The organism is Dactylosporangium sp. CS-047395, from assembly GCF_050942185.1.
Taxonomy (GTDB): domain Bacteria; phylum Actinomycetota; class Actinomycetes; order Mycobacteriales; family Micromonosporaceae; genus Dactylosporangium.
In genome coordinates this window covers 7129460-7154709 of the sequence record NZ_CP192015.1, presented here as the reverse complement: position 1 = coordinate 7154709, position 25250 = coordinate 7129460, and the positions used below count along the sequence as shown (strand labels likewise).

22 protein-coding genes and 1 pseudogene are annotated in these 25250 nt (G+C 73.7%); 13 read left to right on the top strand and 10 right to left on the bottom strand.

Annotation, left to right across the window (positions count from 1 at the left end; genetic code table 11):
• Window positions 1-76: 76 nt before the first annotated feature.
• Window positions 77-793 (top strand): annotated as a pseudogene (locus tag ACQP00_RS33735) (integrase core domain-containing protein).
• 10 nt (window positions 794-803) lie between these two features.
• On the opposite strand, the gene ACQP00_RS33730 reads toward ACQP00_RS33735, so the two are convergent.
• A complete protein-coding gene (locus ACQP00_RS33730) occupies window positions 804-1736 on the bottom strand; it encodes a hypothetical protein (RefSeq protein ID WP_433203210.1) in 933 nt (310 codons plus the stop codon).
• A 100-nt stretch (window positions 1737-1836) separates the two neighbouring features.
• Here ACQP00_RS33730 and ACQP00_RS33725 point away from each other — a divergent pair, with 100 nt between their 5' ends.
• Complete coding sequence (locus tag ACQP00_RS33725) at window positions 1837-3081, top strand: GAF domain-containing sensor histidine kinase (protein WP_433203207.1); 1245 nt, start codon at window positions 1837-1839, stop codon at window positions 3079-3081.
• A 73-nt stretch (window positions 3082-3154) separates the two neighbouring features.
• A complete protein-coding gene (locus tag ACQP00_RS33720) occupies window positions 3155-5104 on the top strand; it encodes a putative bifunctional diguanylate cyclase/phosphodiesterase (protein WP_433203204.1) in 1950 nt (649 codons plus the stop codon).
• Window positions 5105-5223: 119 nt separating this feature from the next.
• Here the strand turns inward: ACQP00_RS33720 and ACQP00_RS33715 are convergent, their stop codons facing one another.
• On the bottom strand, window positions 5224-6525 hold the full coding sequence (locus tag ACQP00_RS33715) for a hypothetical protein (protein ID WP_433203201.1): 1302 nt from the start codon (window positions 6523-6525) through the stop codon (window positions 5224-5226).
• Window positions 6526-6560: 35 nt separating this feature from the next.
• Here ACQP00_RS33715 and ACQP00_RS33710 point away from each other — a divergent pair, with 35 nt between their 5' ends.
• Genes ACQP00_RS33710 through ACQP00_RS33690 form a run of 5 tightly spaced genes read left to right on the top strand, consistent with a single transcriptional unit; the run spans window position 6561 to window position 10424 of the window.
• Entirely contained in the window at window positions 6561-7403 is an 843-nt protein-coding gene (locus ACQP00_RS33710) for a phosphotransferase (RefSeq protein ID WP_433203198.1), read from the top strand.
• 9 nt (window positions 7404-7412) lie between these two features.
• Window positions 7413-8243: an LLM class F420-dependent oxidoreductase gene (locus ACQP00_RS33705; protein ID WP_433203195.1), complete on the top strand. Its 831-nt coding sequence runs from the start codon at window positions 7413-7415 to the stop codon at window positions 8241-8243.
• Entirely contained in the window at window positions 8240-8668 is a 429-nt protein-coding gene (locus tag ACQP00_RS33700; RefSeq protein ID WP_433203192.1) for a TIGR03668 family PPOX class F420-dependent oxidoreductase, read from the top strand. The genes ACQP00_RS33705 and ACQP00_RS33700 overlap by 4 nt, the downstream gene beginning before the upstream one ends.
• A gap of 57 nt (window positions 8669-8725) precedes the next feature.
• Window positions 8726-9493, top strand: a complete 768-nt coding sequence (locus ACQP00_RS33695; protein WP_433203189.1) for a dienelactone hydrolase family protein — start codon at window positions 8726-8728, stop codon at window positions 9491-9493.
• Entirely contained in the window at window positions 9483-10424 is a 942-nt protein-coding gene (locus ACQP00_RS33690) for a cation diffusion facilitator family transporter (protein WP_433203186.1), read from the top strand. The genes ACQP00_RS33695 and ACQP00_RS33690 overlap by 11 nt, the downstream gene beginning before the upstream one ends.
• Here ACQP00_RS33690 and ACQP00_RS33685 read toward each other — a convergent pair.
• Window positions 10388-11650 carry a PKD domain containing protein gene (locus ACQP00_RS33685; RefSeq protein WP_433203183.1) on the bottom strand — a complete coding sequence of 421 codons (1263 nt, stop codon included), beginning with the start codon at window positions 11648-11650 and terminating at the stop codon, window positions 10388-10390. The genes ACQP00_RS33690 and ACQP00_RS33685 overlap by 37 nt on opposite strands.
• A 113-nt stretch (window positions 11651-11763) precedes the next feature.
• Here ACQP00_RS33685 and ACQP00_RS33680 point away from each other — a divergent pair, with 113 nt between their 5' ends.
• From ACQP00_RS33680 to ACQP00_RS33670, 3 genes are read left to right on the top strand one after another with little or no spacing between them, the layout of a single operon-like run.
• Complete coding sequence (locus ACQP00_RS33680) at window positions 11764-12270, top strand: sigma-70 family RNA polymerase sigma factor (RefSeq protein ID WP_433203180.1); 507 nt, start codon at window positions 11764-11766, stop codon at window positions 12268-12270.
• A gap of 13 nt (window positions 12271-12283) precedes the next feature.
• Window positions 12284-13318 (top strand): hypothetical protein, encoded by a 1035-nt coding sequence (locus ACQP00_RS33675; protein ID WP_433203177.1) that lies wholly within the window; start codon window positions 12284-12286, stop codon window positions 13316-13318.
• Between the two features lie 22 nt (window positions 13319-13340).
• On the top strand, window positions 13341-14828 hold the full coding sequence (locus tag ACQP00_RS33670) for an MFS transporter (RefSeq protein WP_433203174.1): 1488 nt from the start codon (window positions 13341-13343) through the stop codon (window positions 14826-14828).
• Here the strand turns inward: ACQP00_RS33670 and ACQP00_RS33665 are convergent.
• The 4 genes from ACQP00_RS33665 to ACQP00_RS33650 all read right to left on the bottom strand — a co-directional run bounded on the left by ACQP00_RS33665 (window position 14825) and on the right by ACQP00_RS33650 (window position 18945).
• Window positions 14825-15499, bottom strand: a complete 675-nt coding sequence (locus ACQP00_RS33665; RefSeq protein WP_433203171.1) for a hypothetical protein — start codon at window positions 15497-15499, stop codon at window positions 14825-14827. The genes ACQP00_RS33670 and ACQP00_RS33665 overlap by 4 nt on opposite strands.
• A 55-nt stretch (window positions 15500-15554) precedes the next feature.
• A complete protein-coding gene (locus tag ACQP00_RS33660) occupies window positions 15555-16859 on the bottom strand; it encodes a hypothetical protein (RefSeq protein WP_433203168.1) in 1305 nt (434 codons plus the stop codon).
• 126 nt (window positions 16860-16985) lie between these two features.
• Complete coding sequence (locus tag ACQP00_RS33655) at window positions 16986-17867, bottom strand: hypothetical protein (protein WP_433203165.1); 882 nt, start codon at window positions 17865-17867, stop codon at window positions 16986-16988.
• 82 nt (window positions 17868-17949) lie between these two features.
• Entirely contained in the window at window positions 17950-18945 is a 996-nt protein-coding gene (locus ACQP00_RS33650; protein ID WP_433203162.1) for a polysaccharide deacetylase family protein, read from the bottom strand.
• Between the two features lie 247 nt (window positions 18946-19192).
• Between ACQP00_RS33650 and ACQP00_RS33645 the strand changes: the two genes are divergently transcribed.
• Window positions 19193-20209 carry a LacI family DNA-binding transcriptional regulator gene (locus tag ACQP00_RS33645; RefSeq protein ID WP_433203159.1) on the top strand — a complete coding sequence of 339 codons (1017 nt, stop codon included), beginning with the start codon at window positions 19193-19195 and terminating at the stop codon, window positions 20207-20209.
• Window positions 20210-20233: 24 nt separating this feature from the next.
• On the opposite strand, the gene ACQP00_RS33640 is transcribed toward ACQP00_RS33645, so the two are convergent.
• Both ACQP00_RS33640 and ACQP00_RS33635 read right to left on the bottom strand, forming a co-directional pair.
• Window positions 20234-22666: an ABC transporter permease gene (locus ACQP00_RS33640; RefSeq protein WP_433203156.1), complete on the bottom strand. Its 2433-nt coding sequence runs from the start codon at window positions 22664-22666 to the stop codon at window positions 20234-20236.
• A gap of 3 nt (window positions 22667-22669) precedes the next feature.
• Entirely contained in the window at window positions 22670-23425 is a 756-nt protein-coding gene (locus ACQP00_RS33635; RefSeq protein ID WP_433203153.1) for an ABC transporter ATP-binding protein, read from the bottom strand.
• A gap of 132 nt (window positions 23426-23557) precedes the next feature.
• On the opposite strand from ACQP00_RS33635, the gene ACQP00_RS33630 reads away from it, so the two are divergent.
• Window positions 23558-24331, top strand: a complete 774-nt coding sequence (locus tag ACQP00_RS33630; protein WP_433203150.1) for an SAM-dependent methyltransferase — start codon at window positions 23558-23560, stop codon at window positions 24329-24331.
• Window positions 24332-24340: 9 nt separating this feature from the next.
• On the opposite strand, the gene ACQP00_RS33625 is transcribed toward ACQP00_RS33630, so the two are convergent.
• Window positions 24341-25210 (bottom strand): GH25 family lysozyme, encoded by an 870-nt coding sequence (locus ACQP00_RS33625; RefSeq protein ID WP_433203147.1) that lies wholly within the window; start codon window positions 25208-25210, stop codon window positions 24341-24343.
• Between the last annotated feature and the right edge of the window lie 40 nt (window positions 25211-25250).

Genomic DNA, 25250 nt, shown 5'->3' with positions numbered 1-25250 from the left:
TTTGCCGACTTCACTGATCATCCTGGAGGTCCTCGTGGCCCACCGTAATGCCCGCCTGACCGTGTAGGGGCGTTGGCTGCTGGTGCAGCGGGTTCGTGTCGAGGGGCGTCCGGTCGCGCATGGGGCCAAGGAGCTGGGTGTGTCCCGGCAGTGCACGCACCGGTGGGTCGCCCGCTACGACGCTGAAGGCGTCGCCGGGCTGCATGACCGTTCCAGCCGGTCGCGGAGCAGCCCGGCCCGGACGCCGACCGGCATCGAGCGACGGGTCCTGGCCGCCCGCCGGCGGTGGCGGTGCGGGCCGGCCGGACTGGCCCGCCGCACCGGCGTGCCGGCTGCGACCTGCGGACGCATCCTGCGCCGCCATGGGATGCCCCGGCTCGCCGACTGCGACCCGCTGACCGGCACGCCCATCCGGGCGCCCAACGAACAAGGGACCACCGCCGCCGCCGTCCTGCACCGGGCCGCGGCCTGGTCCGCCGCCCACGGCATCCACATCCAACGCGTCATCACCGCAACGCCTTCGCCTACCGCAAAGCCACCGCATTCCAGCAGGCCGTCACCGACCTCGGCGCCGTCCAGCGGTTCACCAAACCGCACAGCCCCTGGACCAACGGCAAAGTCGAACGGTTCAACCGCACCCTGCAAACCGAATGGGCCTACCGCCGCCCCCTACACCAGCAACACCCAGCGCGCCGCCGCACTCCCACGCCGGCTCAAGGAGCACAACCATCACAGACCCCACAGCGCCCTGAACGGCCAACCCCCGATCAGCCGACTGTCACCAACGTCATGACCGGGTACACCTAGCGCGCCGGACGCCGGCGGTGGGCGAGCGATCCGCCCACCGCCGCGGCCAGGGCGACCGCGGCGAAGATGACGAGCACCGGCCGCGGATCGTCGCCCTTGGCGGGCGGCGCCTCGCTCACCACGACCGGGGCGTTGGGAGCGGGCGGCACGAGCGGCGGAACGGCCGGGGCGATCCGCGTGATCGCCCCGGTCCGGGCATCGGCGGCGTACAGCACGCCCGGCGCCGCCGCCACCAGCGAACCGGTGCACGGCCCGGGCGTCGGCGCCGGCTCGGGCGCGTCGCCGGCGGGGAAGCGGCGCACCGTGCAGCCGTCCCCCGCGTACAGCGTGTCCGAGGCATCCACCGCCAGCGCCCGCGCCCCGCTGGAGGCCACCGTCAGCCGGGTGCCGATCGGCGTCAGCTCGACGATCTGCGTGCCGGTGGCGACGAACAGGTTGCCGTTGTGGTCGGCGACGAGGGCGGTGGGGTGCGGGACCTGGGCGTACCGGACGGGCTTGCCGTTCGCGACCCGCCACACGGCGCTCGCGTCGGCCCAGGAGACGGTGCCCTCGTCGTCGACGGTCACGGCCAGGACCGCGGCCCGGCCGGCGGCGGCCACGCTCCGGGTGCCATCCGGGGCGAACCGGAGCACCCGGCCCGCGCTCGTGCCCACGTAGATGTTGTCCTGCGCGTCGACGGCCAGCCCGGACGGCCCGGCGATCTGGTCGGCGAACAGCGTCGGGCGGCCGTCCGTGCCGATCGTCATGACGCGGCGGCGCTGCGGGTCGGTCACGAACACCGTGCCGTGGCTGTTCACGGCGATGTCGTGCGCGCCCGGCACCGTGCCGACGGCGGTCACGACCTCGGCGGCGCCGGCCGGGGCGGGGACGGGCAGGGCCGCGAGCACGCCGAGCCCGGCGCCGATCAGTGCCGCCCGCAGTCTGTCCATCCCGCCGCCCCCTTCAAAGCCAGTACATGCCAGCTTCAAGGCCTAACGACTGAGCAATATTTCGGACATGTCGGAAATATCCGTGGGAAGATCAGCAGTGATGGAAGCCGAGCGGGAGGCGGCACGACTCGCCGCGCTGTACGCGACCGCGGTGCTCGACACGCCGCCCGAGGCGGACTTCGACGACATCGCGGCGCTCGCGTCCGACATCTGCGGTACCGCCATCGGCATGGTCAGCCTGGTCGACGGCGACCGGCAGTGGGCCAAGGCCGGCGTCGGCTGGGACGGCTCCCCGCAGACCCCGCGCGAGCTGTCGTTCTGTGCGCGCGCGATCGAGCACCCCGGCATCTTCGAGATCGGCGACACGGTGGCCGATCCGCAGTTCGCCGGCAACCCGCTGGTCACCGGCGAGGGGGTGCGGTTCTACGCCGGCGCGCCGCTCGTCCTGCAGGACCGCGTCGGCGGCACCGACGGGCCGGGGCTGCCGATCGGCACCGTCTGCGTGCTCGACCGGGAGCCGCGCCGCCTCTCCGAGCAGCAGCGGCGGGCGCTGCAGTCGCTGGCCCGGCACGCCGCCGCCCACCTCGAACTGCGCCGGTACGCGCGCGACGTGACCACCACGGCCGACCGGCTGCGCGAGCTCGAGCGCATGAAGGACTCGTTCCTGGCCAGCGTCGGGCACGAGCTGCGCACGCCGCTGTCGTCCATTCGCGGGTACCTGGAGCTGCTCCTGGACGGCGACGACATGTCCCCGGACACGTCGCGGCAGTTCCTGTGCGTCATGCAGCGCAACGCCGACCGCCTCCTGCGGCTGGTGGAGGACCTGTTGCTGGTGAGCAGCCTGCAGCAGCAGGACGGGCTCGCCCTGGACCTGCGCACCGTCGACCTGGCCGCGGTGGCCCGGGCCACGAGCGCGGAGAGCCGCCCGCTGGCCGCCTTCCAGCAGATCGAGATCGTCGAGCGGCTGGAAACGCCCGCCCCGGTCTGCGCGGACGCGCACCGGCTCGGGCAGGCGCTCAGCCGGATGTTGTTCAACGCGCTCAAGTTCACCCCGGCGGGCGGCACGATCACGGTCGGCGTGACCGCGGACCCGGTGCCGACGCTGACCGTCACGGACACCGGCGTCGGCATCCCCGCGGCCGACCTGCCGTTCGTCTTCGACCGGTTCCATCGCTCGACGACCGCCGACGAGCTGTCCACCCAGGGCGCCGGCGTGGGCCTGACCATCGTCAAGGCGATCGTCGACGCGCACGGCGGCACGATCGCGATGGCCAGCAGCACCGGCCCGGACTCCGGCACCGTGATCAGCGTAACCCTGGACGCGGCCGCCGAAGACTGCCCCTGAACGGGATTCAGATCGGTACCCCGGCTGCCGATGTCCCGACCGGCTCCACACGACGAGACGGGGAGGATCGCGCATGGGCGCGCACCGGGTACGGCGGGCGACCGCGGCCGGTCTCACCGTCGTCGTCCTCGCCCTCGCCACGCTCAGCACCGTCGGCGTCATGCGCACCCGCCGCGCCGCCGACACCGTGACCCGGGCGACCGCGCTGGCCACCGCGTACGAGCACGCGCACGACGCCGTCGCCGCCGAGCAGCTCGCCGAGCAGCACTACCGGCTGGACCCGGGCCCCGAGGTCCGGGCCGACCACGCCGAGGCCGCCGCGACCCTCCGCGGGGCGCTCGACGACGTGTCCGCCCGCGGCGACGCCGGCGACCGCGCGCTCGCGGACCGGGTCCGGGCGCTGCACGACGAGTACCTGGCCGCGATGAACAGCCTCTTCGCCGCCGTCGACGGGGCCGACGCGGCGCTCGTGGCGCGCATCGACGCCGACTTCACCGACCCGGTCTTCGACCAGCTCACCGCGATCGTGCGCACCGCGAACTCGGCCCACGCGGCCGAGGCCGCCGACGCCGTGTCCGAGCTGCGGCACACCGAGTCGATCGTGTTCACCACCACGACGCTCGGCTTCGCGGTCGGGCTGGTGCTCATCACCGGCTTCGCGCTCGTCGCCGCCGGCTACCAGCGGCGGCTGCTGCGCCAGGCGGCCGAGAACGAGCGCCAGGCGCTGCACGACGCGCTCACCGGCCTGCCCAACCGCATCCTGCTCGCCAAGCGCGCGGAGGCGGCGCTGGCCGATCCCGACGCGCCGGTGGCCGTGCTCGTGCTCGACCTCGACCGCTTCAAGGAGGTCAACGACACCCTCGGCCACCAGTACGGCGACGAGCTGCTGCGCCAGGTCGCCGCCCGCAGTACCGGCGCGCTGCGCCCCGGTGACCTGGTCGCGCGGCTGTCGGGCGACGAGTTCGCGGTCCTGCTGCCGGGAACCCGCACCGACGAGGCCGCCGAACTGGCCGCGCGCCTGCAGCAGGACCTGCACCGCAGTTTCGTGCTCGGCGACGTGACGGTCGACGTCGAGGCGAGCATCGGGGTGGCCGGCGCGCCCGGGGACGGTCACTCCGCCGACGCCCTCCTGCGCTGCGCCGACATCGCCATGTACGTGGCCAAGGAGGCCAAGAACGGCGTCGCGGTGTACCGCCCGAGCATGCACACCGACGACAGCAGCCGCCTGCTGCTGCTGGGCGACCTGCGCCGCGCCCTCGACGCGACGGACCAGCTGACCCTGCACTACCAGCCGAAGGTCCGGCTGGACGACAACGGCCTCAGCGGCGTCGAAGCCCTCGTGCGCTGGCAGCACCCGACCCGCGGCGCGATCCCACCGGCCGAGTTCATCCCGGTCGCCGAGACGACGGGCCTCATCAACCGCCTCACGTTGTACGTCCTGAGGCTCGCCCTCGCGCAGGTCCACGACTGGCGGGCGGCGGGCCTCGCCATTCCCGTCGCCGTCAACCTCTCGCCCCGCTGCCTGCTCGACGCCGAGCTGGTCCGGCACGTGACCGGCCTGCTGGAGGAGCTCGCCGTGCCGGCGCGGCTGCTGCGCCTGGAGGTCACCGAGTCGGCCGTGATGGCCAACCCGGCCCAGGCCACGGCGACCCTCACCGAGCTGCACGACCTCGGCATCCACCTGTCGATCGACGACTACGGCACCGGCTACTCCTCGATGGCGTACCTGAAGCAGCTCCCGGTCGACGAGCTCAAGGTGGACCGCACCTTCGTCCAGCACATGCACGTCGACCAGGACGACGCCATCCTGGTGCGCGGCGCGATCGAGCTCGGCCACAACCTGGGCATGACCGTCGTGGCGGAGGGCGTAGAGGGCACCGCCCACGCCGCCGCCCTACTCCGACTGGGCTGCGACATCGCCCAGGGCTACCACTACGCCCGCCCCATGCCGGGCAGTGATATCGAGCAGTGGCTGCGCACCCACACGGCGACTTCGGCCATGCGCGACTTGGCCGAGGCTTAGCAGCTGAAGGTCTTTCGGGCACCGTTGGATACCGTGCGATGTCCTGAACAGCAGTGGGGGAGCAAGCTCCACCCACACCCCCTCAACACCGCACCGGGTCCCATGGGCGACGGAAGGTCTTAGAAGAGCTCGGCCTCAAGATCCGCGGGGCACTGCCAGAGCTCGTGGGTGAGCCGCATGTTGCTGGCGGTCCAGATCATGCTCAGGCGCGGGGTGCCGTCGTGGGTGTCGAGGGCCACCATGGGCTTGGACTGCTGGTTCATCCCCTTCAGGCCGAACAGCGCGATCGGCTCCCCGCCGGGCCGCTTCGCCGCGCGCCGCTCGTCCTGGTGCACGTCGTACGCGGCCGCGAGGCGCCAGGGTGCGCAGAGCTGCAGCTGGTCGTACAGGCGCTTCACCCAGGTCTCGGCGTGCTGGGCCAGGCCGTAGGAGATCGGGTAGCCGGCCAGCAGCGCCGTCAGCTCCTCGTCCAGCTCGACGCCGCACCGGGCCAGCGCCTCGCCGATCGCGTACCGGTCGAGCAGGTCCAGCACGGGGCGGGCACTGGCGGCGTCGGGGAGATTCCACCGTACAAGCGAAGGCTCCTGGCTTGTCCAGAGCCAGGGCAGGCGATCCCAGCGGTGGTCCTGGTTGGCGCCGATGAGCCCCTCCAGGCTCACCACCAGCTCGTCGTCGAGGGACCGCACCGACAGCCAGGGCCCGCGCCGGCTCAGGCCCGGCCCGTAGCCGGCCAGCGCGACGACGGCGCTCTTGAGATAGCGGCCGTTGCGGTCGCGGGGGAAGTTGAACGCGAGCCGGGCGTCGTCGAGCGCGCCGAGGTCGCGCGCGATCGCGGAACGCTGCTCGGCCGGCAGGTCGGCCCCGATGCCGAGCCGGCGGACCCGGGGACGCGCGGCGGCGGACCGGCGCGCGGCGGCGACCCGGATGCGCAGGGAGCGGCGGCGCTGCGGGGCCGGCTTGGGCGGCGTGGCGCGCAGCATGTCGCGGTACCCGTGCCACAGCCGCACCGCGTCGACGACGGCCTGCTCGTCCCGCGCGAGCCGGCGCGGCGCCCACACCGCGCCCGACGAGTCGGTGGCCCCCTCCAGCAGCGTCACCTCGAACAGCAGTTCGCCGTCGGCGGCGGTCAGGTCGTGCTCGATGTCGACGTCGCGGGTCCAGGTGTGCCCGTCGGCGGACAGCCCGCCCTCGCCCGGCGGCACCAGGCGGCGCGCGGCGACCACGGTGACCTGCATCCGCCCGGTGCCGTGCGGCTCGTCGACCACCAGCCCGGTGAGCTCGGCGGGCACCTTGCCGTAGAAGTCGTACGTCGGGGTCAGCGACCCGAACGCGGGCTCGATGCCGGCCTCGCGCAGCCGCGCCCACACGCCCGCGAGCTCCAGGCGGCGGCGCCGCTCGTGCCGGTCGACGGCCTCTGCCACGGGCGTCATCCTGCCACAGCCCGTAGCGTGGACGCGTGGGTGATCTCGATGCCTGGCTGCGCGGCGCGCTGCCCCGCGAACGGATCGTCGAGCGGCGGCAGCTGACCGGCGGTCACAGCAACCACAACGAGCTGCTGCGGACCGAGCGCGGCCACCGCTACGTCCTGCGCCGCTATCGGGGCACCAACGCCTGTGCCAAGGAGGCCGCCCTCGCCGCCCGCCTGGCCGGGATCGTCCCCGTGCCCGAGGTGGTCGCGGCCGACCCCGCCGCGGGCGTGCTGCTGTCCCGGTTCGTGCCCGGCGCCCCGATCGCGCTGGAGCCCTTCGCCGTCGGCGAGACGCTGGCCCGGATCGGCTCCGTCACGTTCCCCACCCCCGGCTTCTTCCAGGCCGCGTTGGTACCCGACGAGGCCGAACCCACCGCCGGCCTCGACGCGTGGGTCGACCGCTGCCTGCGCGAGGGCAACGCCGACGGTCACCTGACCGCGGCCGAGCGGGCCCGCCTGCTCCGCTACGCCTCCGCCGCCACCGACGACCTGCGCGTGCTGGCCGGCGCCCGGCAGCTCGTGCACGCCGACTACAACCCGAAGAACCTCGTCGCCGGCCCCGGCGGCACGGTGGCGGCGGTGCTCGACTGGGAGTTCGCGTTCAGCAGCAGCCCGCTCTTCGACATCGGCAACATGCTGCGCGATCCGCGCCCGGACGGCTTCGCCGCGGCCTTCGTGGCCGGGTTCGCGGCGGGCGGCGGGGAGCTGCCGCCGAACTGGCGCGAGCTGAGCCGGGCCCTGGACCTGTACTCCCTCGCGGACTTCCTCACCCGCCCCGTGGCGCACCCCTACTTCGCCCGGGCGATCACACGCATCCGTGCGTTGGGGTAGCAATGGGGTATGGACTTCGGAGTCGGCTATTTCCCCACCCACAATGCCATGGGCCCCGGGCCGCTTGCCCGGCTGGTCGAGGAGCGTGGGCACAGCGCGCTGTTCTTCGCCGAGCACACCCACATCCCGGCCGCGCGGGAGACGCCCTACGAGCGGGGTGAGCTGCCGCAGCGGTACTGGCACACGTACGACCTCTTCGTCGCGCTCACGGCGGCCGCGGCGGCGACCGGCCGGCTGCGCGTGGGCAGCGGGATCTGCCTGGTCATCGAGCGTGACCCGATCATCACCGCGAAGGAGGTCGCCTCGCTCGACCAGCTCTCCGGCGGGCGGTTCGAGTTCGGGGTCGGCGCCGGGTGGAACCGGGAGGAGATGCGCAACCACGGCACCGACCCGCGGGTGCGGATGAGCGTCCTGCGCGAGCGGGTCGAGGCGATGAAGGCCATCTGGGCCGAGGAGGAGGCTTCGTACCACGGGAAGTACGTGGACTTCGACCGCATCTGGTCGTGGCCCAAGCCGGCCCAGCGCCCGCACCCGCCGATCCTCGTCGGCGGCACCGGCCCGACCGTGCTCGACCGGGTCCTGGCCTTCGGCGACGCCTGGTTCCCCAACTACGACGAGAGCATCTTCGACCGGATCAAGGAGCTGCAGGCGAAGGCCGAGCGGCCGGTCGACGTGCACGTGCTGTCCGCGCCGGCCGATCCGGCCGTCCTCGAGCGGCTGCACGCCGCCGGTGTGGTGCGGGCCAGCCGGTGGATGCCGTCCGGGCCGCGGGCGACCGTGGAGCGGGCGCTCGACGAGTGGGAGCACGCGATCGCGGTCTTCGCGGGTGAGGCCTCGTGACCAGCCTGGACGAGGCCGAGTCGCGGCGGCGGTTCGCCGCGGCCCGGGTCGCCCGGATGGCCACGGCGACGCCGGACGGGCGGCCGCACCTGGTGCCGATCGTGTTCGCGCTGGACGCTGACACGATCTACCACGGGGTGGACGCCAAGCCGAAGCGGCACACGGCGCTGCGGCGGCTGGCCAACCTGGCCGCCAACCCGCGGGCGGCGGTGCTGGTCGACCACTACGACGACGACTGGTCGCAGCTGTGGTGGGTCCGGGCCGACGGCGGCGCGCGGGACGTGCTGCCCGACGCGCCCGAGGGGCTGATGGCGGTGGACCGGCTGCGGCAGCGGTACCCGGCCTTCTCGCTGCGCGGCGGCCTGGTGGCGATCGACGTCACCAAGTGGACCGGGTGGTCGGCCGCCAGGAAATCGGACATTTAGCCGCGCGCCGCGGGTGTGCCGAGCGGGGTGGGTGGCCGGCGGATAAAGTTGCTGATCATGACCGACTTCTCCGCGGCACACCAGCAGCTGATCGACTCCGTCGCCGGCCCGGACGGGGCCCGGCTCGACGAGACCGTGGTGACCTACGAGCACGACGGCGCCCCGATGGAGGGCTACTCGGTGCACGACGCCGCGGTGGCCGGACCCAAGCCCGCGGTGCTGATCGTGCACGACTGGACGGGGCTGCGGGAGTACCCGAAGGCCCGCGCCCAGATGCTCGCCAAGCTCGGCTACTTCGCGTTCTGCGCCGACGTCTACGGCACCGGCCGGCGCTTCGACGACCACGAGGGCGCGGCCGCCGAGGCCGGTAAGTACTACGGCGACCTGGCCCTGCTGCGCGCCCGGGTCCGCGCCGCCTACGACGTGCTCGCGGCCGACCCCGCGGTCGACGCGAGCCGGATCGTCGTCACCGGCTACTGCTTCGGCGGCTCGGCCTCCCTCGAGTTCGCCCGCACCGGCGCCCCGCTCGCCGGCACCGTGTCCTTCCACGGCCGCCTGGTCACCCACGACCCGGCCGAGGTGGACCTGATCAACGGCCCGGTCCTGGTCCTGACCGGCGGCGCCGACCCGGTCGTGCCCGACGAGTCGATCGCCGCGTTCCAGGACGAGCTGCGCACCCGGCCCGACCTCGACTGGCAGGTCACTACCTACGCGGGGGCCGAGCACGGCTACACCCTCCCCGAGGGCCCGTATCACGCGGCCGCGGACCGGCGCAGCTGGCGCGCGTTCGAGGCCTTCCTGGAGGAGGTCTTCCATGGCGGCTGAGGGCGGCAGCACCCGCGCGGTCGTGACGGCGCTCGCGGCCAACCTGGGCATCGCGGTCAGCAAGGGCGTCGGCGCGGCCATCACCGGCTCGTCGTCGATGCTCGCCGAGGCCGTGCACTCCCTCGCGGACACCACGAACCAGGCGCTGCTACTCGTCGGCGGGCGCCGGGCCAGGCGGGCCGCGGACGAGCAGCACCCGTTCGGCTATGCCCGTGAGCGGTACATCTACGCGTTCATCGTCTCGATCGTGCTGTTCAGCCTCGGCGGCCTGTTCGCGCTGTACGAGGGGTACCACAAGATCCTGCACCCGGAGGACCTCGAGAACCCGCTCGTCGCCGTGATCATCCTGGTCATCGCGATCGGCCTGGAGGGTTACGCGCTGCTCACCGCGGCGCGCTCGGCCAACGAGACCCGGGGCAACCGCACCTGGTGGCAGTTCATCCGGCACGCCAAGGCCCCGGAGCTGCCGACCATCCTGCTCGAGGACGCCGGCGCGGTCACCGGCCTCGTCGTGGCCCTGCTCGGCGTGGGGCTGTCGGTGCTCACCGACAACGCGATCTTCGACGGCATCGGCACGCTCGTCATCGGCCTGCTGCTGGTGGCGATCGCCTGGATTCTCGCGCTGGAGACGAAGAGCCTGCTCGTCGGCGAGTCGGCGTCGAAGGCGAACATCGCGAAGATTCGCGAGTCGCTGCTCGCCGAGCCGCTGTTCGACCGCGTCGTGCACCTGCGCACCATGCACCTGGGCCCGGACGAGCTGCTCGTGGCGGTGAAGGTGACGGTCGCCGAGGGTACCGTGGCCGAATCCATCGCGGAGGCGACCAACAGCGCCGAGGCCCGCATCCGGGCGGCCGTCCCGATCGCCACGCTCATCTTCGTCGAGCCCGACATCTATCAGCCGGCGAGCGGGAGCAGCCCGATCCTGCCGTGATACTCGCCGCCGATGCGGTCCGTGTCCGAGCCGACGAGTAGCCCGGCCGCGCACGGCACCAGCACGCCGACCCCGACGCCGCGGCTGTGCGTGGGATTCCACGCCAGCGCGGCGCCGGTGGCCGGGTCCAGCGCGGCGATCCCCGGCCGCTCCACGGCGCCCGGCCCCTTGCTCTTGTGCCCCTTCGGGTTGTCCATCCACTGCATGTGCCCGCCGACGTAGACCGCGGCCCCGGTGATGGCGACGGTCCAGAGCGTGTTGCCGCCGGTACGGTTCACCCACATCGGCCTGTGGTTGCCGGACCCCGCCACCTCGAACCGCGCCACGCTGTCGCACATCCGCGTCGGCCCGGACATCCCGCCGGTCGCGGTCACGGCGAGCCAGGTCCCGTCGGGCGCGAAGTCGACACCGCGCAGATAGCTGTCGTACAGCGTGTTGCACCGTCCCGCGTACGCGTCGCTGGACCATCCGGACAGCCCCGGCGCGGCCCCGAGGTCGGCCACCACCACCTGGGTGCGCCGCTGCCCGCCGGCCGCGTCGAACGCCCCGACCGCGGCCAGCCTCGCCCCGTCGCCGCTGACCGCCACCCGCTCGACCTTGACCAGCCCGCGATCGCGCCGGCTCAGCTTGAGATCGAGCGCGGGGTCGGCGGCCCCGGTGAACGCGTCGACCCGTGCGAGCCCGACCCGGTTCAGCCCGCCGATCCTGGTGAACGTCCCGCCGAGGTACAGCCAGGGCCCGTTCGTGGCCAGCGAGCGGATCTGCCCCTTCCCGGCCGTGGCGCCAAACCCGGGCACCACGACGCCACTGGTGGCGTCGACCTCGACCAGCCCGGTGCGCGCCTGACCGTTCACCCGCGCGAACCGCCCCGCCACGAACACGCCATGCCCGTCGGGCGCCGCGGCGAGCGCCTCCACGGGCCCGTCCAGGTCGGGCGCGGCGTCGAGCACCCGCCCGGTTCCCAAATCAAAAGCGAAGACATACCGCCGCTTGTACTTCACTGTGCCCGACGAGTCCGCCACCTTCGTGAAGTCCCCGCCGACCACGACGGTCGACCCGACGACGGCGATGGCGTTGACCGTCCCGTCGAGCACGTTGGGCGTCCACGCGGCGGGCTTCTCGCTCACCACCCCGCGCTGTCCGATCCCGGCCGCCGCGGGCCCGGCACCGGCGATGGCGAGCAACAGCACGACAAGGGCGATCAACCGGCGGCGCTTCCTGGACACGGGATCTTCAACGACGCTTCCCGGATTTCGGTCACGCGGGGTGCAACCGTGCGGGTGGGGTCGCGCATCTCAGTCAGTCGAAAGCCGATGACGACGACCGGGGAGGGGAGCGCGTGGCGCAGGAGGAGGCCCGGACCGCGGTCGCCGAGGCGTACCGGGCGCACTACCGGCGCCTGGTGGCCGCCGTGTACGCCGCGACCGGCGACTTCGCTGGCGCGCAGGACGCGGTCCAGGAGGCGTACGCCGCGGCCATGGACCGCCCGGCCAGGTTCGCCGCCCTGGAGGACCCGCAGGCCTGGCTGCGCGTGGTCGCCCTGAACGCGGCCCGCCAGCGCTGGCGCCGCCGGCAGGTGTTCGACCGGCTCGTGCGCCTGGGCCGGGTCCCGAAGGATCCCGAGCCCGCTCCGCCGCTGACCGGCGACCGGATCGACCTCATGCGCGCCCTGCAGAGCCTGCCCCGCCCCACCCGCGAGGCGATCGTCCTGCACCACCTGTTCGACCTGACCGTCGAGCAGGTCGCCGACGAGCTCGGCGCCCCGGTCGGCACCATCAAGGCCCGCCTGACCCGCGGCCGCGCCCGCCTCGCGGACGTCCTGCAACCCGATCCCGCCCACCGCTGAGGAGGCCGCGAACATGTCTTTCACCGATCTCACGAACGAGCTCATGGACTCCGTCGAGCAGCCCGGCCTGGCCGAGATCGAGCGCCGGACGCGCCGCCGGCGCCGGCGGCGGGCGCTGCGCGGGGGGCTGACCGGCGCGGCCGCGGTCGTCGCCGTGGTGGCCGGGCTGGCCCTGCTGCGGCCCGGCCCGGCGCCCGCTCCCGAGCCGGCCGCGCCCGGCGACGGCACCGTGCACTGGGCGGGCACCGGCGACGCCGGCCACGTGTACGCGATCGTGCAGTCCTGCGCGAGCTGCCCCGCCGAACTGCTCGGGTCCGACGACGGCGGCGACACCTGGACCGTACGCACCTCCTCGGTCGGCACGGCCCTGGTGGTGCGCGGCCCCCGGACCCTGTCCGTGACCATCGGCGTCGACATCACCATGGTGAGCGTCGACGGCGGCCGGACCTGGCAGCAGGTGACCCTGGACCCGGCCCCGGCCGCGGGCGTCCCGGACGGCGGCTGGCTGCAGTGCGCCGACTTCCTCGCGCTGGAGGGCCCGGTCGCCCCGACCGGCGAGACGTGCATCCCGACGGTGATCGACCCGGCGGCCCGCACCGCCCGGCCGCTCGCCGACCCGCCCGAAGCCTTCGCCGCGCGCTCGCTGGTGCGCCTGCCGGCCGCGGCCGGCTGGTGGCTGCTCGGCAACCGGGACGGCGAGCCGGCCGTCGCGGTCAGCCAGGACCAGGGCGCGCACTGGGTCGTCACCCGGCCGTTCGGCCCCGTGGCGGGTTCGGCCGCGATGAGCGTGACCAGGGAATCGCTCGACGGCCGGCGGGCCGCGTGGACCGTGGTGTGGCAGGACGCCGGCTCGCGGTCGACCTCCCGGCAGTTCACCACCGACGGCGGGGTGCTCTGGTCGGCCCAGCGCGAGGACGCCGTCGCCCCGCTCGACCTCCCGCCGCAAGCCGTGGCCGGCCCCGACGGCCGCTGGACGGTCACCGCCGGCGACACGATCCGGATCACCACCGACGGCGTCCGCTACGAGGAGCTCCGCCCGCGCCTGTGAGGTGTGCCGCACGGTGATCCGCGTGGCGGGCGTCTCGTGGCAGGCTCTGGCGGTGACCCACACCGAGCCTGCCGCGCAGACGTCCTCCGCACCGGGAACGCAGCCGGAGCGGACCGGGTGGAGCGGCCGGCAGCTCGTCGTCGTGCTGGTCATCGGTACCGCCGCGCTCATGGTGTCGCTCACCCAGTCGCTGCTCGTGCCGGTCCTGTCCGAGCTGGCCGTGGACCTCAACGCCGGGCGGGACGGGGTGGCGTGGCTGCTCACCTCGACGCTTCTGGTCGGCGCGGTCGCGGTCCCGGCGTTCGGGCGGCTCGGCGACCTGTTCGGAACCCGCCGCATGCTGCTCGTGACCATCGGCGCGCTGGTCGTCGGATCGCTCATCTGCGCGCTGGCGAACGACCTGACGACCATGATCGTGGGGCGGTCCGTGGTCGGTCTGGCCGTGGCCGCCGTGCCGCTCAGCATCAGCCTCATCGGGGTGTCGCTGCCCCGGGAGCACGCGCCGGCCGGCATCGCGCTGATCAGCGCCATGCTCGGCGTCGGCGGGGCGCTCGGGTTGCCGCTGGCCGGGCTGATCGCGCAGTACGCCGACTACCACGTCCTGTTCTGGGTCTGCGTCGGCGGCGGGCTGCTCACGGTGCCCGGAATCGTGCTGCTGGTGCAGGAACCGGCGCGGATGGCCAAGGGGCGCATGGACCTGATCGGGACCGCCCTGCTCGGGGCGGCCATGCTGGCGCTGCTGCTGCCGCTCGCCCAGGGCGCCTCCTGGGGCTGGACCAGCCCGTGGACGCTCGGACTGCTCGCGGCGGCGGCCGTACTGCTGCTGGTGTTCGTGCTCGTCGAGCTGCGGCTGCGCTCGCCACTGGTCGATGTGCGCACGACCGCGCGGCCTTCGCTGCTCCTCACGAACATCGCGTCGCTGTGCGTCGGGTTCGCCTTGTTCGCCACGCTCATCGGGACCGCGTCCTACGTGCAGGCGCCGGCCGCCACCGGCTACGGGTTCGGGCAGTCCGTGCTCGCCGGGGGACTCTGCATGCTGCCCGGCGGCATCGCGATGCTGCTGCTCTCGCCGCTGTCCGCCCGGTTGCGGCCGCGGACCGCGCTCATCATCGGGTCGCTCATCATCGCGGCCGGGTTCGCCACCCGCATGGTGCTCGTCGACTCGCTCTGGCAGGTCGTGCTCGGCGCCACCATCTCCGGCGCGGGGACCGGCATCGCGTACGCGGCCATGCCCGGCCTCATCATCCACGCCGCGCCGCGCTCGGAGCTGGCCGCCGCGAACGGCCTCAACGCCCTGTTCCGCAGCGTCGGCAGCTCCCTCGCGAGCGCCATCGGCGGGGCGATCCTGGCCGCGCAGACGATCTCCCTCGCCGGGCACGAACTGCCGTCGCTCGGCGGGTACCGCATCCTCTTCGCCATCTGCGCCGCCGCCGCGATCGGGGCCGCAGTGCTCGCGGTGTTCATCCCGCGGCACGCCTCGACGGCGGACGCGGCGCTACCGGAAGACTAGAAGGGGATCGCCGTCAGCCAGTCGCCGCCCCGCAGCGGGCGGTAGCCCAGGCGGCCGGCCAGGGTGCGCACGACCGCCGGCATGTGGGCGGCGCCGTAGACGACCGCGATCTCGATGTCCTCGGCCGCGCGCTCGGTGTGCAGCTTCGTCAGGGCCGCGGTGAGCAGTTCGTCCCGTTCGAGCAGCAGGGCGCGGTTGAAGAAGCGCAGCCGCGGCTCGTCGTCGTCGCTCACCTCGTAGCGGCGTTGCAGCGCGGCGTCGCGGCCGCCGACCGCCATGCTCACCGTGAGCGCCGGGGTGAGCAGCAGCAGGTCGAGCCAGGCGACGAACGGGAGGCGGTCGCGCCGGCCGGCGCGGATGAGGTTGTCCGGCCAGACCGTCGGGACGCCCAGGGCCGCGTAGTCGATGTTCTGGTGCACGAGGCCGGCCGCGCAGCGCTGGCGGGTCAGGCGCATGGCCGTGACGTACGCGAGCCCGGTCGAGCTGGGCCCGTCGTACGTCTCGGCCACGATGACCTGCGACCCGCCGATCCTGGCGGCGATGCGCCGGTAGTACTCCGGCCGTCCCATGTGGATGGTGGGCACGAGCACGAACCGCAGCGGGGTGTGCCGGTGGCGCAGCACGACCACCGCCGTCCGCACGCCCAGCACGCTCACCTCGGTGATCTGCATGGCCGCCTCCCCCGCGACGTGTCATCGAGGGTAGAGCGGCCACGCCACACCAGGACTACACGGCGGCGGCTACGGCGAAGGCCTCCGCCTCGTCCAGCAGCCGGTGCGCGGCGGGCAGGGACAGGTACCGCGTGTCCACCTCGACGACCATCCGCACCACGTCCGGCACCTCCTCGACGTGGAACATGAGCTTGGGGCCGAGGAACGCCGCCGGCTCCACCGTCCGCGTGGTCAAGGACAGGGCCGCCCGCGGATCGTCGTCCGAGGAGGCCGAGACCGCCGGCGCCGGGCCGAAGCGGCGGTCGTTGTACAGCACCCGCAGGTCCGGCCGCGCCCCGCGATCCCGGGCCAGCCGCTCGAACAGGTCCTCGCGGGCCGCCGGGTCGTAGTAGGCGTACTTCGACGCGCTCATCGACGCCGTCCGCGCCCGCGCGATCGCCTCGTCGGGGGTTGTGCCGGCGACGTCGAGCACGCACAGCCCGTCCTGGGTGAGCGGGCTGACCACCTCGCGCAGCGCCGGCCGGAACCGGTTGCCGATGATCCCCAGCGCCACGAACGGCCCGCGCCCCGGCACCGCCCTGTCCAGCCCGGTCGCGATGGCGGCGAGCAGCACCCACGCCGGGTCGGCCCCGACGCGCGCGCAGAGCCGGGCCGACGCGAGGTACAAGGCCCGCGATTCCCAGAAAATGCGGCAGAACGTCGGATCGCCCCGGTCGACGGCGTCGCCGAGCAGGCTGACGGGGACGCTGCGCAGCTGGTGCTCCCAGTACCGCATCGCCGCCGCCGTGTGCCGCAGCATCGCCGGTTCCCGCTGCGCCCGGGCGAGCTCCAGCGGTGAGAGCGCGGTGTGCGGGGCGGGGTCGGCCAGAGCCAGGTCGCGCATCATCACCTCGACGCCGCCGAGGTCGGCCGCGATGTGGCACATGAGCGCGACGACGTGCGTGACCGCCCCGCCCCGGCGGACCACGCCCATGCGCAGCGGCCACTCGGTGTCGTACTCGAACTTGCGCTCCCGCCACCGCGCCGCGAGCGCCTCGGCGACCGCGGCCGGGTCCGCGCCGTCCGCCGCCTCATGGATCTCCAGCACCGCCTCGCCGGACCCGAAGACCTCCTGGCTGACCGCGCCGTCGTCGCCGAAGCGCAGGAGGGTGCGCATCGACGGGTACCGCGACATGTGGAACCGCAGCTCGCGCACGAAATCGTCGACCGTGCGCCCGTCGTCGACCGCGACCACGCCGCCCATCGGCAGCGAGGACCCGATGTCGAGCATCGCCTCCCAGACCTGCTGCTGTCCCCAGGCCAGCGGCCCGGTTCCGGCCCCGCGGCCCTCGAACGGCACGACGACGCGATCCACCAGCACGGTGTGCTCCTGTCTGCAGAGCCCCCGTGAACTGACATCCGTCGCCATGAATGTTGACATCGCCGGGAACCGTTGCAGGATCGGCCGTTCGGCTTAGTTCATTACTTGATGTATGTCGTGTCGTCGCTATATGTGGCGATCCGGGTGCACCTTGGCGCGGCTCAGCGCGAACGCTCCCAGGATCGCGGCCGGCACCAGCACGCCGATCCACAGCCAGAGCGCGGCGCCGCCGGTCGGGCGGTCGGCGGCGAACGACGGGCGCACGATCCCGGTGCGGTCGAACACCACGGGCACGAGCGTGCCCACCGCGTGGTGCTCGCCCGAGGCCAGCCGGCCGCAGGTGAGCGTGTACTCGTAGCTCGTCGACGGGTCGCCGTTGCGGTACGTGCCCAGGTTCGTGTCGTAGCCCAGCACCCGGCACTGCTCGGTTTCGCCGAAGACGTCCAGCCAGAGCAGCGGCGCGCCGAGCGGCCCGGTGAGCAGCAGCACCAGCGCGGCCGGCATGGCCAGCAGCCCGACCGGATTCGACTCGAAGGCCACGCTGCACACGGCGAACGCCCCGGTGAAGCCGAGCACGACCGCGATGCCGACGCCGAGCGGGCCCGGCGCGAGCAGCCCCCAGACGATGGCCAGGACAAAGACCCAAAGACCAAGGCTGCGTCGGTACCGCAGGTGCCCGTCCTCGGCCGCGCCCGCGCGCACCGGGATCGTCAGGACCGCGAGCGGCGCGACGAGGGCCAGCCAGGCGATCGCGTCGGCGGGGTGCTGCCAGAGGTGCCGGATCAGGATGCCGGAACCAAGTCCGGCCTGGATGGCGGCGGCGACCGTGAATCCCGCGAGGGTCGGCCGGGCGCGGCCGCGGGCGGAGCGGAACCAGGCCACCGCGCCGATCGCGCCGAACGCGGCCGCCCAGCCGTCGGCCCGCGCCGAGCCGATCAGGCCGCCGCCGAAGATGCCGGCGGCGATCGCGAGCGCGATGCCGTACCACGCAACCAGCTTCGATCGCATGCGCGGACGCTAGGGCCGGCGGCTTGCAGCGTGATTGCACCGCGCTGCAAGCCGCCGGCATGCTGGTCGTTCGCCCTGGGTGTTACGTGCCGCAGGAGACGGTCGGCCAGTTCCAGTTGCCGTTGGCCATGATGGTGACGCCGAACGAGTTGCCGCTGCCGTTCGGTTTGCCGATCATGACCTGGGAGCTGGGCCAGGTCGCGTTCACGTTCCAGGTGGAGCTGATCTTCGCCGGGCTCGGCACGTTCATCGTCACGGTCCACGCGTTCGAGCCGGAGACGGTGACGTTCAGGTTGTACCGGTCGGACCAGCGCTGGCCGGCCGAGAGCGTCGCCGTACAAGTGCCGCTCTGGGGTGGTGTCGTTGTTCCTCCACCGCCGGTCGGCGGGGTGCCGCCGCCGTCGGGTGCGACCGCGCGGCCGGTCGACGGGGAGATCATGCCGGCGCAGAGGTTGCGGCTGGCCAGGCCCTGGGCGATGCGCGGGATCGCGGCGAGGGTGTTGGCCGGCCACTCGTGCATGAGGATGATCTGCCCGTTGGTGAGCCGGGCGTTGGCGGCGACGATCGCGTCCACGCTCGCGCCGTTCCAGTCCTGGGAATCGACGTCCCAGATGATCTCGCGCAGGCCGTACTTCTGCTCGACGGACTGCAGGGTGCCGTTCGTCTCGCCGTACGGCGGGCGGAACAGCCGCGGGGTGCCGCCGCCCGCGTTGGCGATCGCCTGCTGGGTGCGGGAGATCTCCGAGTCGATCTGGGCCTGGCTCTGCTGGACCAGGTGCGGGTGGGTGTAGCTGTGGTTGCCGACCCACATGCCCGCGCTGACCTGCGCCCGGACCTGGGCCGGGTACGAGGCGGCGAACTGGCCCTCGTTGAACATGGTCGCCCGCAGGCCGTTCTGGCGCAGGGCGTTGAGGATGGCCGGGGTCTTGTCGTTGGACGGGCCGTCGTCGAAGGTGAGCCCGACGTACCCGTTGCAGGTGGCGGCCCGGGCCGGAGTGGTCCCGACCACGCCGACGGCGAACGTGGCCCCCGCGGCGAGGGCGAGGGCGGCGATCAGGATGCGGTTGCGGTCTCTCATGTGCGCGCGTTTCCTCCTCAACAGGGCAGCAGCGTGCCGTGACCCGGCTGGGGCGGGACCGAGTAGACGGATGTCGATGGCGCCAGTATTGGGCGGCCGTTCACGCGGTGTCAAAGATTTCCGTTCCGGCCTGTACCGCTTCAGCAGCCACGACGTGGGAGGCTTCTTGATCGAGTCGTGAAAATTCCGGGGTTGGTTTCGGAAAACACCGGCATGCGAAAATATCGAAAACGATGAGGGGGAGCTCGTGACCGTCGAGGACGCAGGCAGGGTGACCATCACCGCGATCGCGCGGGAGGCCGGCGTCTCCGTGCCCACGGTGTCCCGGGTGCTCAACGGGCGCTCCGACGTCTCGCCGCAGACGCGCGAGCGGGTGGAGGCGATCCTGCGCGAGCACGGGTACCGCCGCCGCACGGCCCGCAACAAGCCCGCCGCCAACCTCATCGACCTGGTCTTCAACGACCTGGACAGCCCGTGGGCGGTGGAGATCATCCGCGGCGTCGAGGAGGTCGCGCACGCCACCGGCAGCGGCACCGTCGTCTCCGCGATCCACGACAAGCCGGCCTCGGCCCGGCAGTGGCTGCAGAGCCTGCGCGCCCGGGCCACGGACGGGGTCATCTTCGTGACCTCGGACGTCACCCCGCCGATGCACGCCGAGCTGCGCCGGCTCGACATCCCCCTGGCCGTGATCGACCCGGCCGGGGTGCCGACCATCGACGTGCCGACGGTCGGCGCCACCAACTGGGCCGGCGGCCTGCGCGCGACCGAGCACCTGCTCGCGCTCGGCCACCGCCGGATCGGCTTCATCGCCGGCCCGAAGCGCTTGCTGTGCAGCCGCGCCCGGCTCGACGGCTACGGCGCGGCCCTGTCGGCGGCGGGCCTGGAGATGGACCCCGACCTGATCCAGCAGGGCGACTTCTACCACGAGTCCGGCTGCTCTGGCGCGGAGGCGCTGCTGTCGCTGCCGGAGCCGCCGACCGCGATCTTCGCCTCCAGCGACCAGATGGCGTTCGGCGCCTACGAGGCCGTCCGCCTGCGCGGCCTGCGGGTGCCCGACGACGTCTCGGTGATCGGCTTCGACGACCTGCCGGAGAGCCGCTGGGCGTCGCCGCCACTGACCACGGTCCGCCAGCCGCTGGCCGAGATGGGCCTGCTGGCCGCGCGGACCGTCCTGCGCATGGCCCACGGCGAGACCATCGAGACCCCGCGCGTCGAACTGGCCACCGAGCTGATCGTCCGGGACAGCACCGCCGCCATGAGCTAGGCCCTGTCCTGGGGCCGGCCGCCGTCACTCGCGCTGACCGATGTTCTCCATGAGCGGCGCCCGCAGCAGGCGGCCGATCGGCAGGATCGTGGTCGCGAGCGCGAGCACCGTCGCCCCGCCCAGCACCAGGACCCAGCCCAGCGGCGGCACGTACGGCAGCAGGCTCCCGGTCAGCGCCCGGACCACCGCCGTCAGCGTCAGCGCGGCGATCGCGACGCCGAGCAGCAGCGCGGTGCCGAGGAGGCCGACCTGCTCGGCCCGCACCATCCGGGCCGCCTGCCGGCGGGTCACGCCGGCGAGCCGCAGCAGGGCCAGCTCCCGCCGCCGGGACAGGGCCGCCATGACCATCACGTTGGCCGCCGCCAGGGCCGCATAGCCGACCATGACGCCGATCAGCAGGCGGTTGAGCCAGGCGCTGACGGCCAGGTCGTGGCCGACCTTCGCGGTGAGCTCGCCGGCGGCGGCCACCCGGGCGCCGGGGTAGCGGGCCGTGATGGCGCTCAGGTCGGCGTCGCCGCGGACGAGGACCGCCTCGTCGGTGGTCGCCGCGGTGTGGCCGGCGACCGTGGCCCGGGCCAGGGTGAGGTCGCCGAAGCCCAGGCCGCGGTCGTAGATCGCGACGACGGTCAGGGTCCGCGGGGTACCGTCGCCGAGGCGCACCTCGGCCCGCGAGCCGACGTGCCAGCCCTGGGTGGCCGCGCGCAGCGACGACACCGCGACGGTGTCCGCCGCCAGCTGGTCCAGGTTGCCGTCGGCCACCCGCAGGTCCATCGTCCCGGCGAGCCCGGCCGGGTCCACCACCTGCGCGGACGCCGGCTCCGGCTCGCCCATCGCGGTGACCACGACCGCGGTGTGGGACAGGCCGGTCGCGGCCCGTACGCCCGGCAGCCGGCGCACCTCGTCGGCGACGGTCGGGGGCAGGCCCGCCGGGGCGATCAGGGCCCGGTCGGCGGTCAGGCCGGCGCGGCTCTGGTCCACCGTGCCGCGCTCCAGGTTGTTCTGGACGAACCACACCGAGCCGCCGAAGCCGACGGACAGCACCAGCGCGGTCAGCACGGCGGCGCCGCCCCGGGCGTTCGCGCGCAGGTTGGCGGCGGCCAGGTAGCCGCTGGTGCCGCACAGCGCGCGCAGCGGCCGGGCCAGGACCCGCGCGGCGTACCCGTTGATCCACGGGGCCAACAGGGCGACCGCGGTCACGAAGAGGTACAGCATCCCGATGGCGCCGGCGAGGGCGGCCGTGCCGGTCGCGGCCACGGTGAACGCGCTCGAGGTGGCCGCGCCGGCCAGGACCACCAGGCCCGAGATCAGCCGGACCCGGCCGCCGCGCGCCGGTTCGACCGCGGCCTCGCCCAGCGCCTCGGCCGGGCGGACCCGGGTGATCCGGCGCGCCGCGACGAGCGCGGCCAGGACCGCCGACACGACCGTCAGCAGGGCCACCGCGGCCGCCCCGATCGCGCCGGGCACCATCGGGAACGCCGCCGGGATGAAGCCGCGGCCGACCAGCTCGCCGTGCACCCAGCGGGCCGCCAGCAGGCCCAGCGGGATGCCCAGGGCCACGGCCAGCAGCCCGACCAGCCCCGCCTCGGCCATGATCAGGCGGCGGGCCTGGCCCGGGGTGGCCGCGATCGCCCGCAGCAGGGCCAGCTCGCGGCGGCGGTGGCGGACCGAGAGGCCGACGGTGCCGGCGACGACGAAGACCACGAGCATGACGACGTACCCGCCGAAGCTCCCACCGGCGAGGACCAGCAGCTCGGCCGCGGCGCGATTGTCCGAGCGCAGGGCCCGGCCGACGTCGGCGCCGGCGTACACGTTCGCGTCGGGGCCGGCCAGCTCGGCGATCGGATCGATCAGGCTCTTCGCCGGCGTGCCGGGCGCGACCTTGACGGTGATGGCGTACGCCCGGCCCGGGTGGGACGAGAGCGCGGCCATGCGCGCCTCGGTGAAGTACACCGCCGGGGCCGCTCCTGACACCACCCCGTCGACGCGGAACCGCAGCGGCTCGCCGCCCACCACCACGTCGACGGTGGACCCGGGCGCGAGGCCGAGCCGGGCGTCCGCGACCAGCGCGTCGTCGGCGGGCACGGCGGGCGATCCGTGGCCCTCGACCAGCGCGCCGCCGACGAGGACCGGCACGGTGTCGTCGACCGCCGCCGACGCCACGCCCGGGAGCTCGCGAAGCTTCGAAGCCAGCTCCACCGGTACTGTGCCGCCCTCCGGAAGCGCGATCGTGCTGCGCTGCTCCTCGCCGTCGAAGTCGCGGCTGGTGATGGTGACGTCGGGCCGGGCGACGACGATGTCGGCGCCGGCGTAGCGGCCGGGCGGGGGCGCATAGCGCAGGCCCGACTCGACCAGCACCCCCATCGCGGTGAGGATCACGGCCCCGGCGGTGAGCGCGAGCAGGGTCGCGATCGCCGAACCGGGCCGGTTGCGCAGCATCTGCCAGGCGAGTCGGCGCATCGTTCAGCCCTCCAGCACCGGCGTGCGCCGGTCGAGGCCGGCCAGGAGCGCGGCGATCCGCGCGGTGCCCGGCTGCGGAACGTCGCGGACGATCCGGCCGTCGGCGAGGACCACGACCCGGTCGGCGTACGAGGCGGCCACCGGGTCGTGGGTCACCATCACCACCGTCTGGCCGTGCTCGTCGACGATCCCGCGCAGCAGCGCCAGCACGTCGGCCGCGGTGGTCGTGTCCAGCGCGCCGGTCGGCTCGTCGCAGAAGACCACGTCGGGCCGGGCGGCCAGGGCGCGGGCGATCGCCACCCGCTGCTGCTGGCCGCCCGACAGCTCGGCCGGGCGGTGCCCGAGCCGCTCGCCGAGGCCGACCCGCGCGACCACGTGGGCGAGCCACGCCGGGTCGGGCCGCACCCCGGCCAGGCGCAGCGGCAGCTCGATGTTCTCGGCCACGCTGAGCGCGGCGATCAGGTTGAACGCCTGGAACACGAAGCCGATCCGGCCCCGGCGCAGCTCGGTCAGCCGCGTCTCGGACAGCCGCGACAGCTCCGTGTCGCCGACGAAGACCCGGCCCGACGTCGGGCGGTCCAGGCCGGCCGCGGTCTGCAGCAGCGTGCTCTTGCCGGAGCCCGACGGGCCCATGACCGCGGTGAACGTGCCCCGCGCGAACGCGGCGTCGACCCCCGCGAGGGCGTGCACCGCCTGCGTCCCCGTGCCGTACGTGCGGGTCAGCGCCTCCACGCGCACCGCCGCAGCCATGACGGACATGTTCGATCCCTCCGTAGTGGACGAGCCCCCGGGCCCCTTCGAGAGACGCTAGGGTTCGCTTCGACGGCGGACGATGCAGCACACTGGCCAACGCGGGTACAGCAGGCACTACCAAACCGGAGGAGCTCGAAGATGGCGGCGCCGTTCGACACCGGACGACCCCACCCCGCGCGGGTGTACGACTACCTGCTCGGCGGCAAGGACAACTTCGCCGCCGACCGGTCCGCGGCGCAGGCCGGCCTGAAGGTGAACCCGAACGCGGCCACCGCGCCGCTGCAGAACCGCGCGTTCCTGGCCCGCACGGTCAAGTTCCTGGCCGAGGCGGGCGTGCGGCAGTTCCTCGACATCGGCACCGGCCTGCCGACATCGCCCAACGTGCACGAGATCGCGCAGGGCATCGCCCCGGAGTCGCGGATCGTCTACGTCGACAACGACCCGATCGTGCTCACCCACGCCCGGGCCCTGCTGACCAGTGCGCCGGAGGGGCGCACCGCCTACGTGGACGCGACCCTGCAGGAGATCAAGGGCGAGTTCTGGGAGCACCTCGACCGCGACCGGCCGGTGGCGCTGCTGCTGTTCGCGATCCTGCACTTCGTGGATGACGACGACGAGCCGTACGAGCTCGTCCGCCGGCTCATGGCCGCCCTGCCCAGCGGCAGCTACCTGGTGCTCTCGCACATCACCGCGGACTTCGAGCCCGAGGAGTGGGGCCGCTTCGCCGCGATCATGCGGGCCCAGGGCATCACCACCCGGCTGCGCGACAAGGCCGAGGTCACCCGCTTCTTCGACGGCTTGGAGCTGGTCGACCCGGGCGTGGTCCCGATCCTCCAGTGGCGGCCGGACGCGACCGCCCCGCTCACCGACGCGCAGGCCGCCCTGTACGGCGGCGTCGCCCGCAAGCCGTGAGCGCCCTGCTCAGGACGCGAGGGACCTGAGGCCGGCGGAGCCGCCGTTGACCACGTCGCGGTCGTGGCTGTGGGCCTCATCGGGGTTGCCGGGGGCGTATTGCCACAGGGCGAACGTCGACCATCCGGCGGGCAGCTTCGGCGGGCCCTTCGTGTAGTTGGCGATGTCGAGCGGGTAGTCGCCGTAGGAGGCGTCGTTGCCGGTGCACGGGTTCCACCAGTAGGTGTTCGTGTAGATCATCGGCTTGCGGCCGATCTCGCGCTCGATGCGGCCGATGAACGCGCCGATCCAGGCCCGCATCTGGGCCGGGGTCAGGTTGTAGCAAGGTCCGGACTTCACCCCGGCGTAGGGCCACTCCAGGTCGACGAACGGGACGAGGGTGCGCGCGTCGCGGGTGTACCGGGCGTGGCGCAGGAAGTGCTCGGCCTGCCCGACCGGGTCGCCCTTGTCCGGCCGCGCGTACACGTAGGCCCCCACGTACCGCCCGGCCGCCCGCGCCGCGGTGTAGTCGGCCGCGAAGTGCGGGTTGACGTAGGACAGCCCCTCGGTCGCCTTGATGTAGACGAACTCGCTCCCGGCGGCCACCTCGGTCGGCCAGTGCACGGTGAACTTGCGGTGGTCATGGCTGGAGATGTCGATCCCGCCGATCTCGTACCCCACCGGCCGCCCCTGCTCGATCGCCATCACGGCCGCGGGGGACGGCGGCTCCGGCGGTGGCCCGGGCACCCGCAGCAGCGGCGGCGCGGACGCCACACCCCAGATCCCGCCGGTGAGCACGAGCAGCACAAACGCCACCGAACGCCGTTCGTGCGGGGTGCGGGCCATGCGACCGAGCCGCCGCCGCACGACGTCCCACACCACCCTCCAGCGCTCCGGCACCCATCCAGCGTGCCACGAGACTCCTATCGCGGCATCGTGA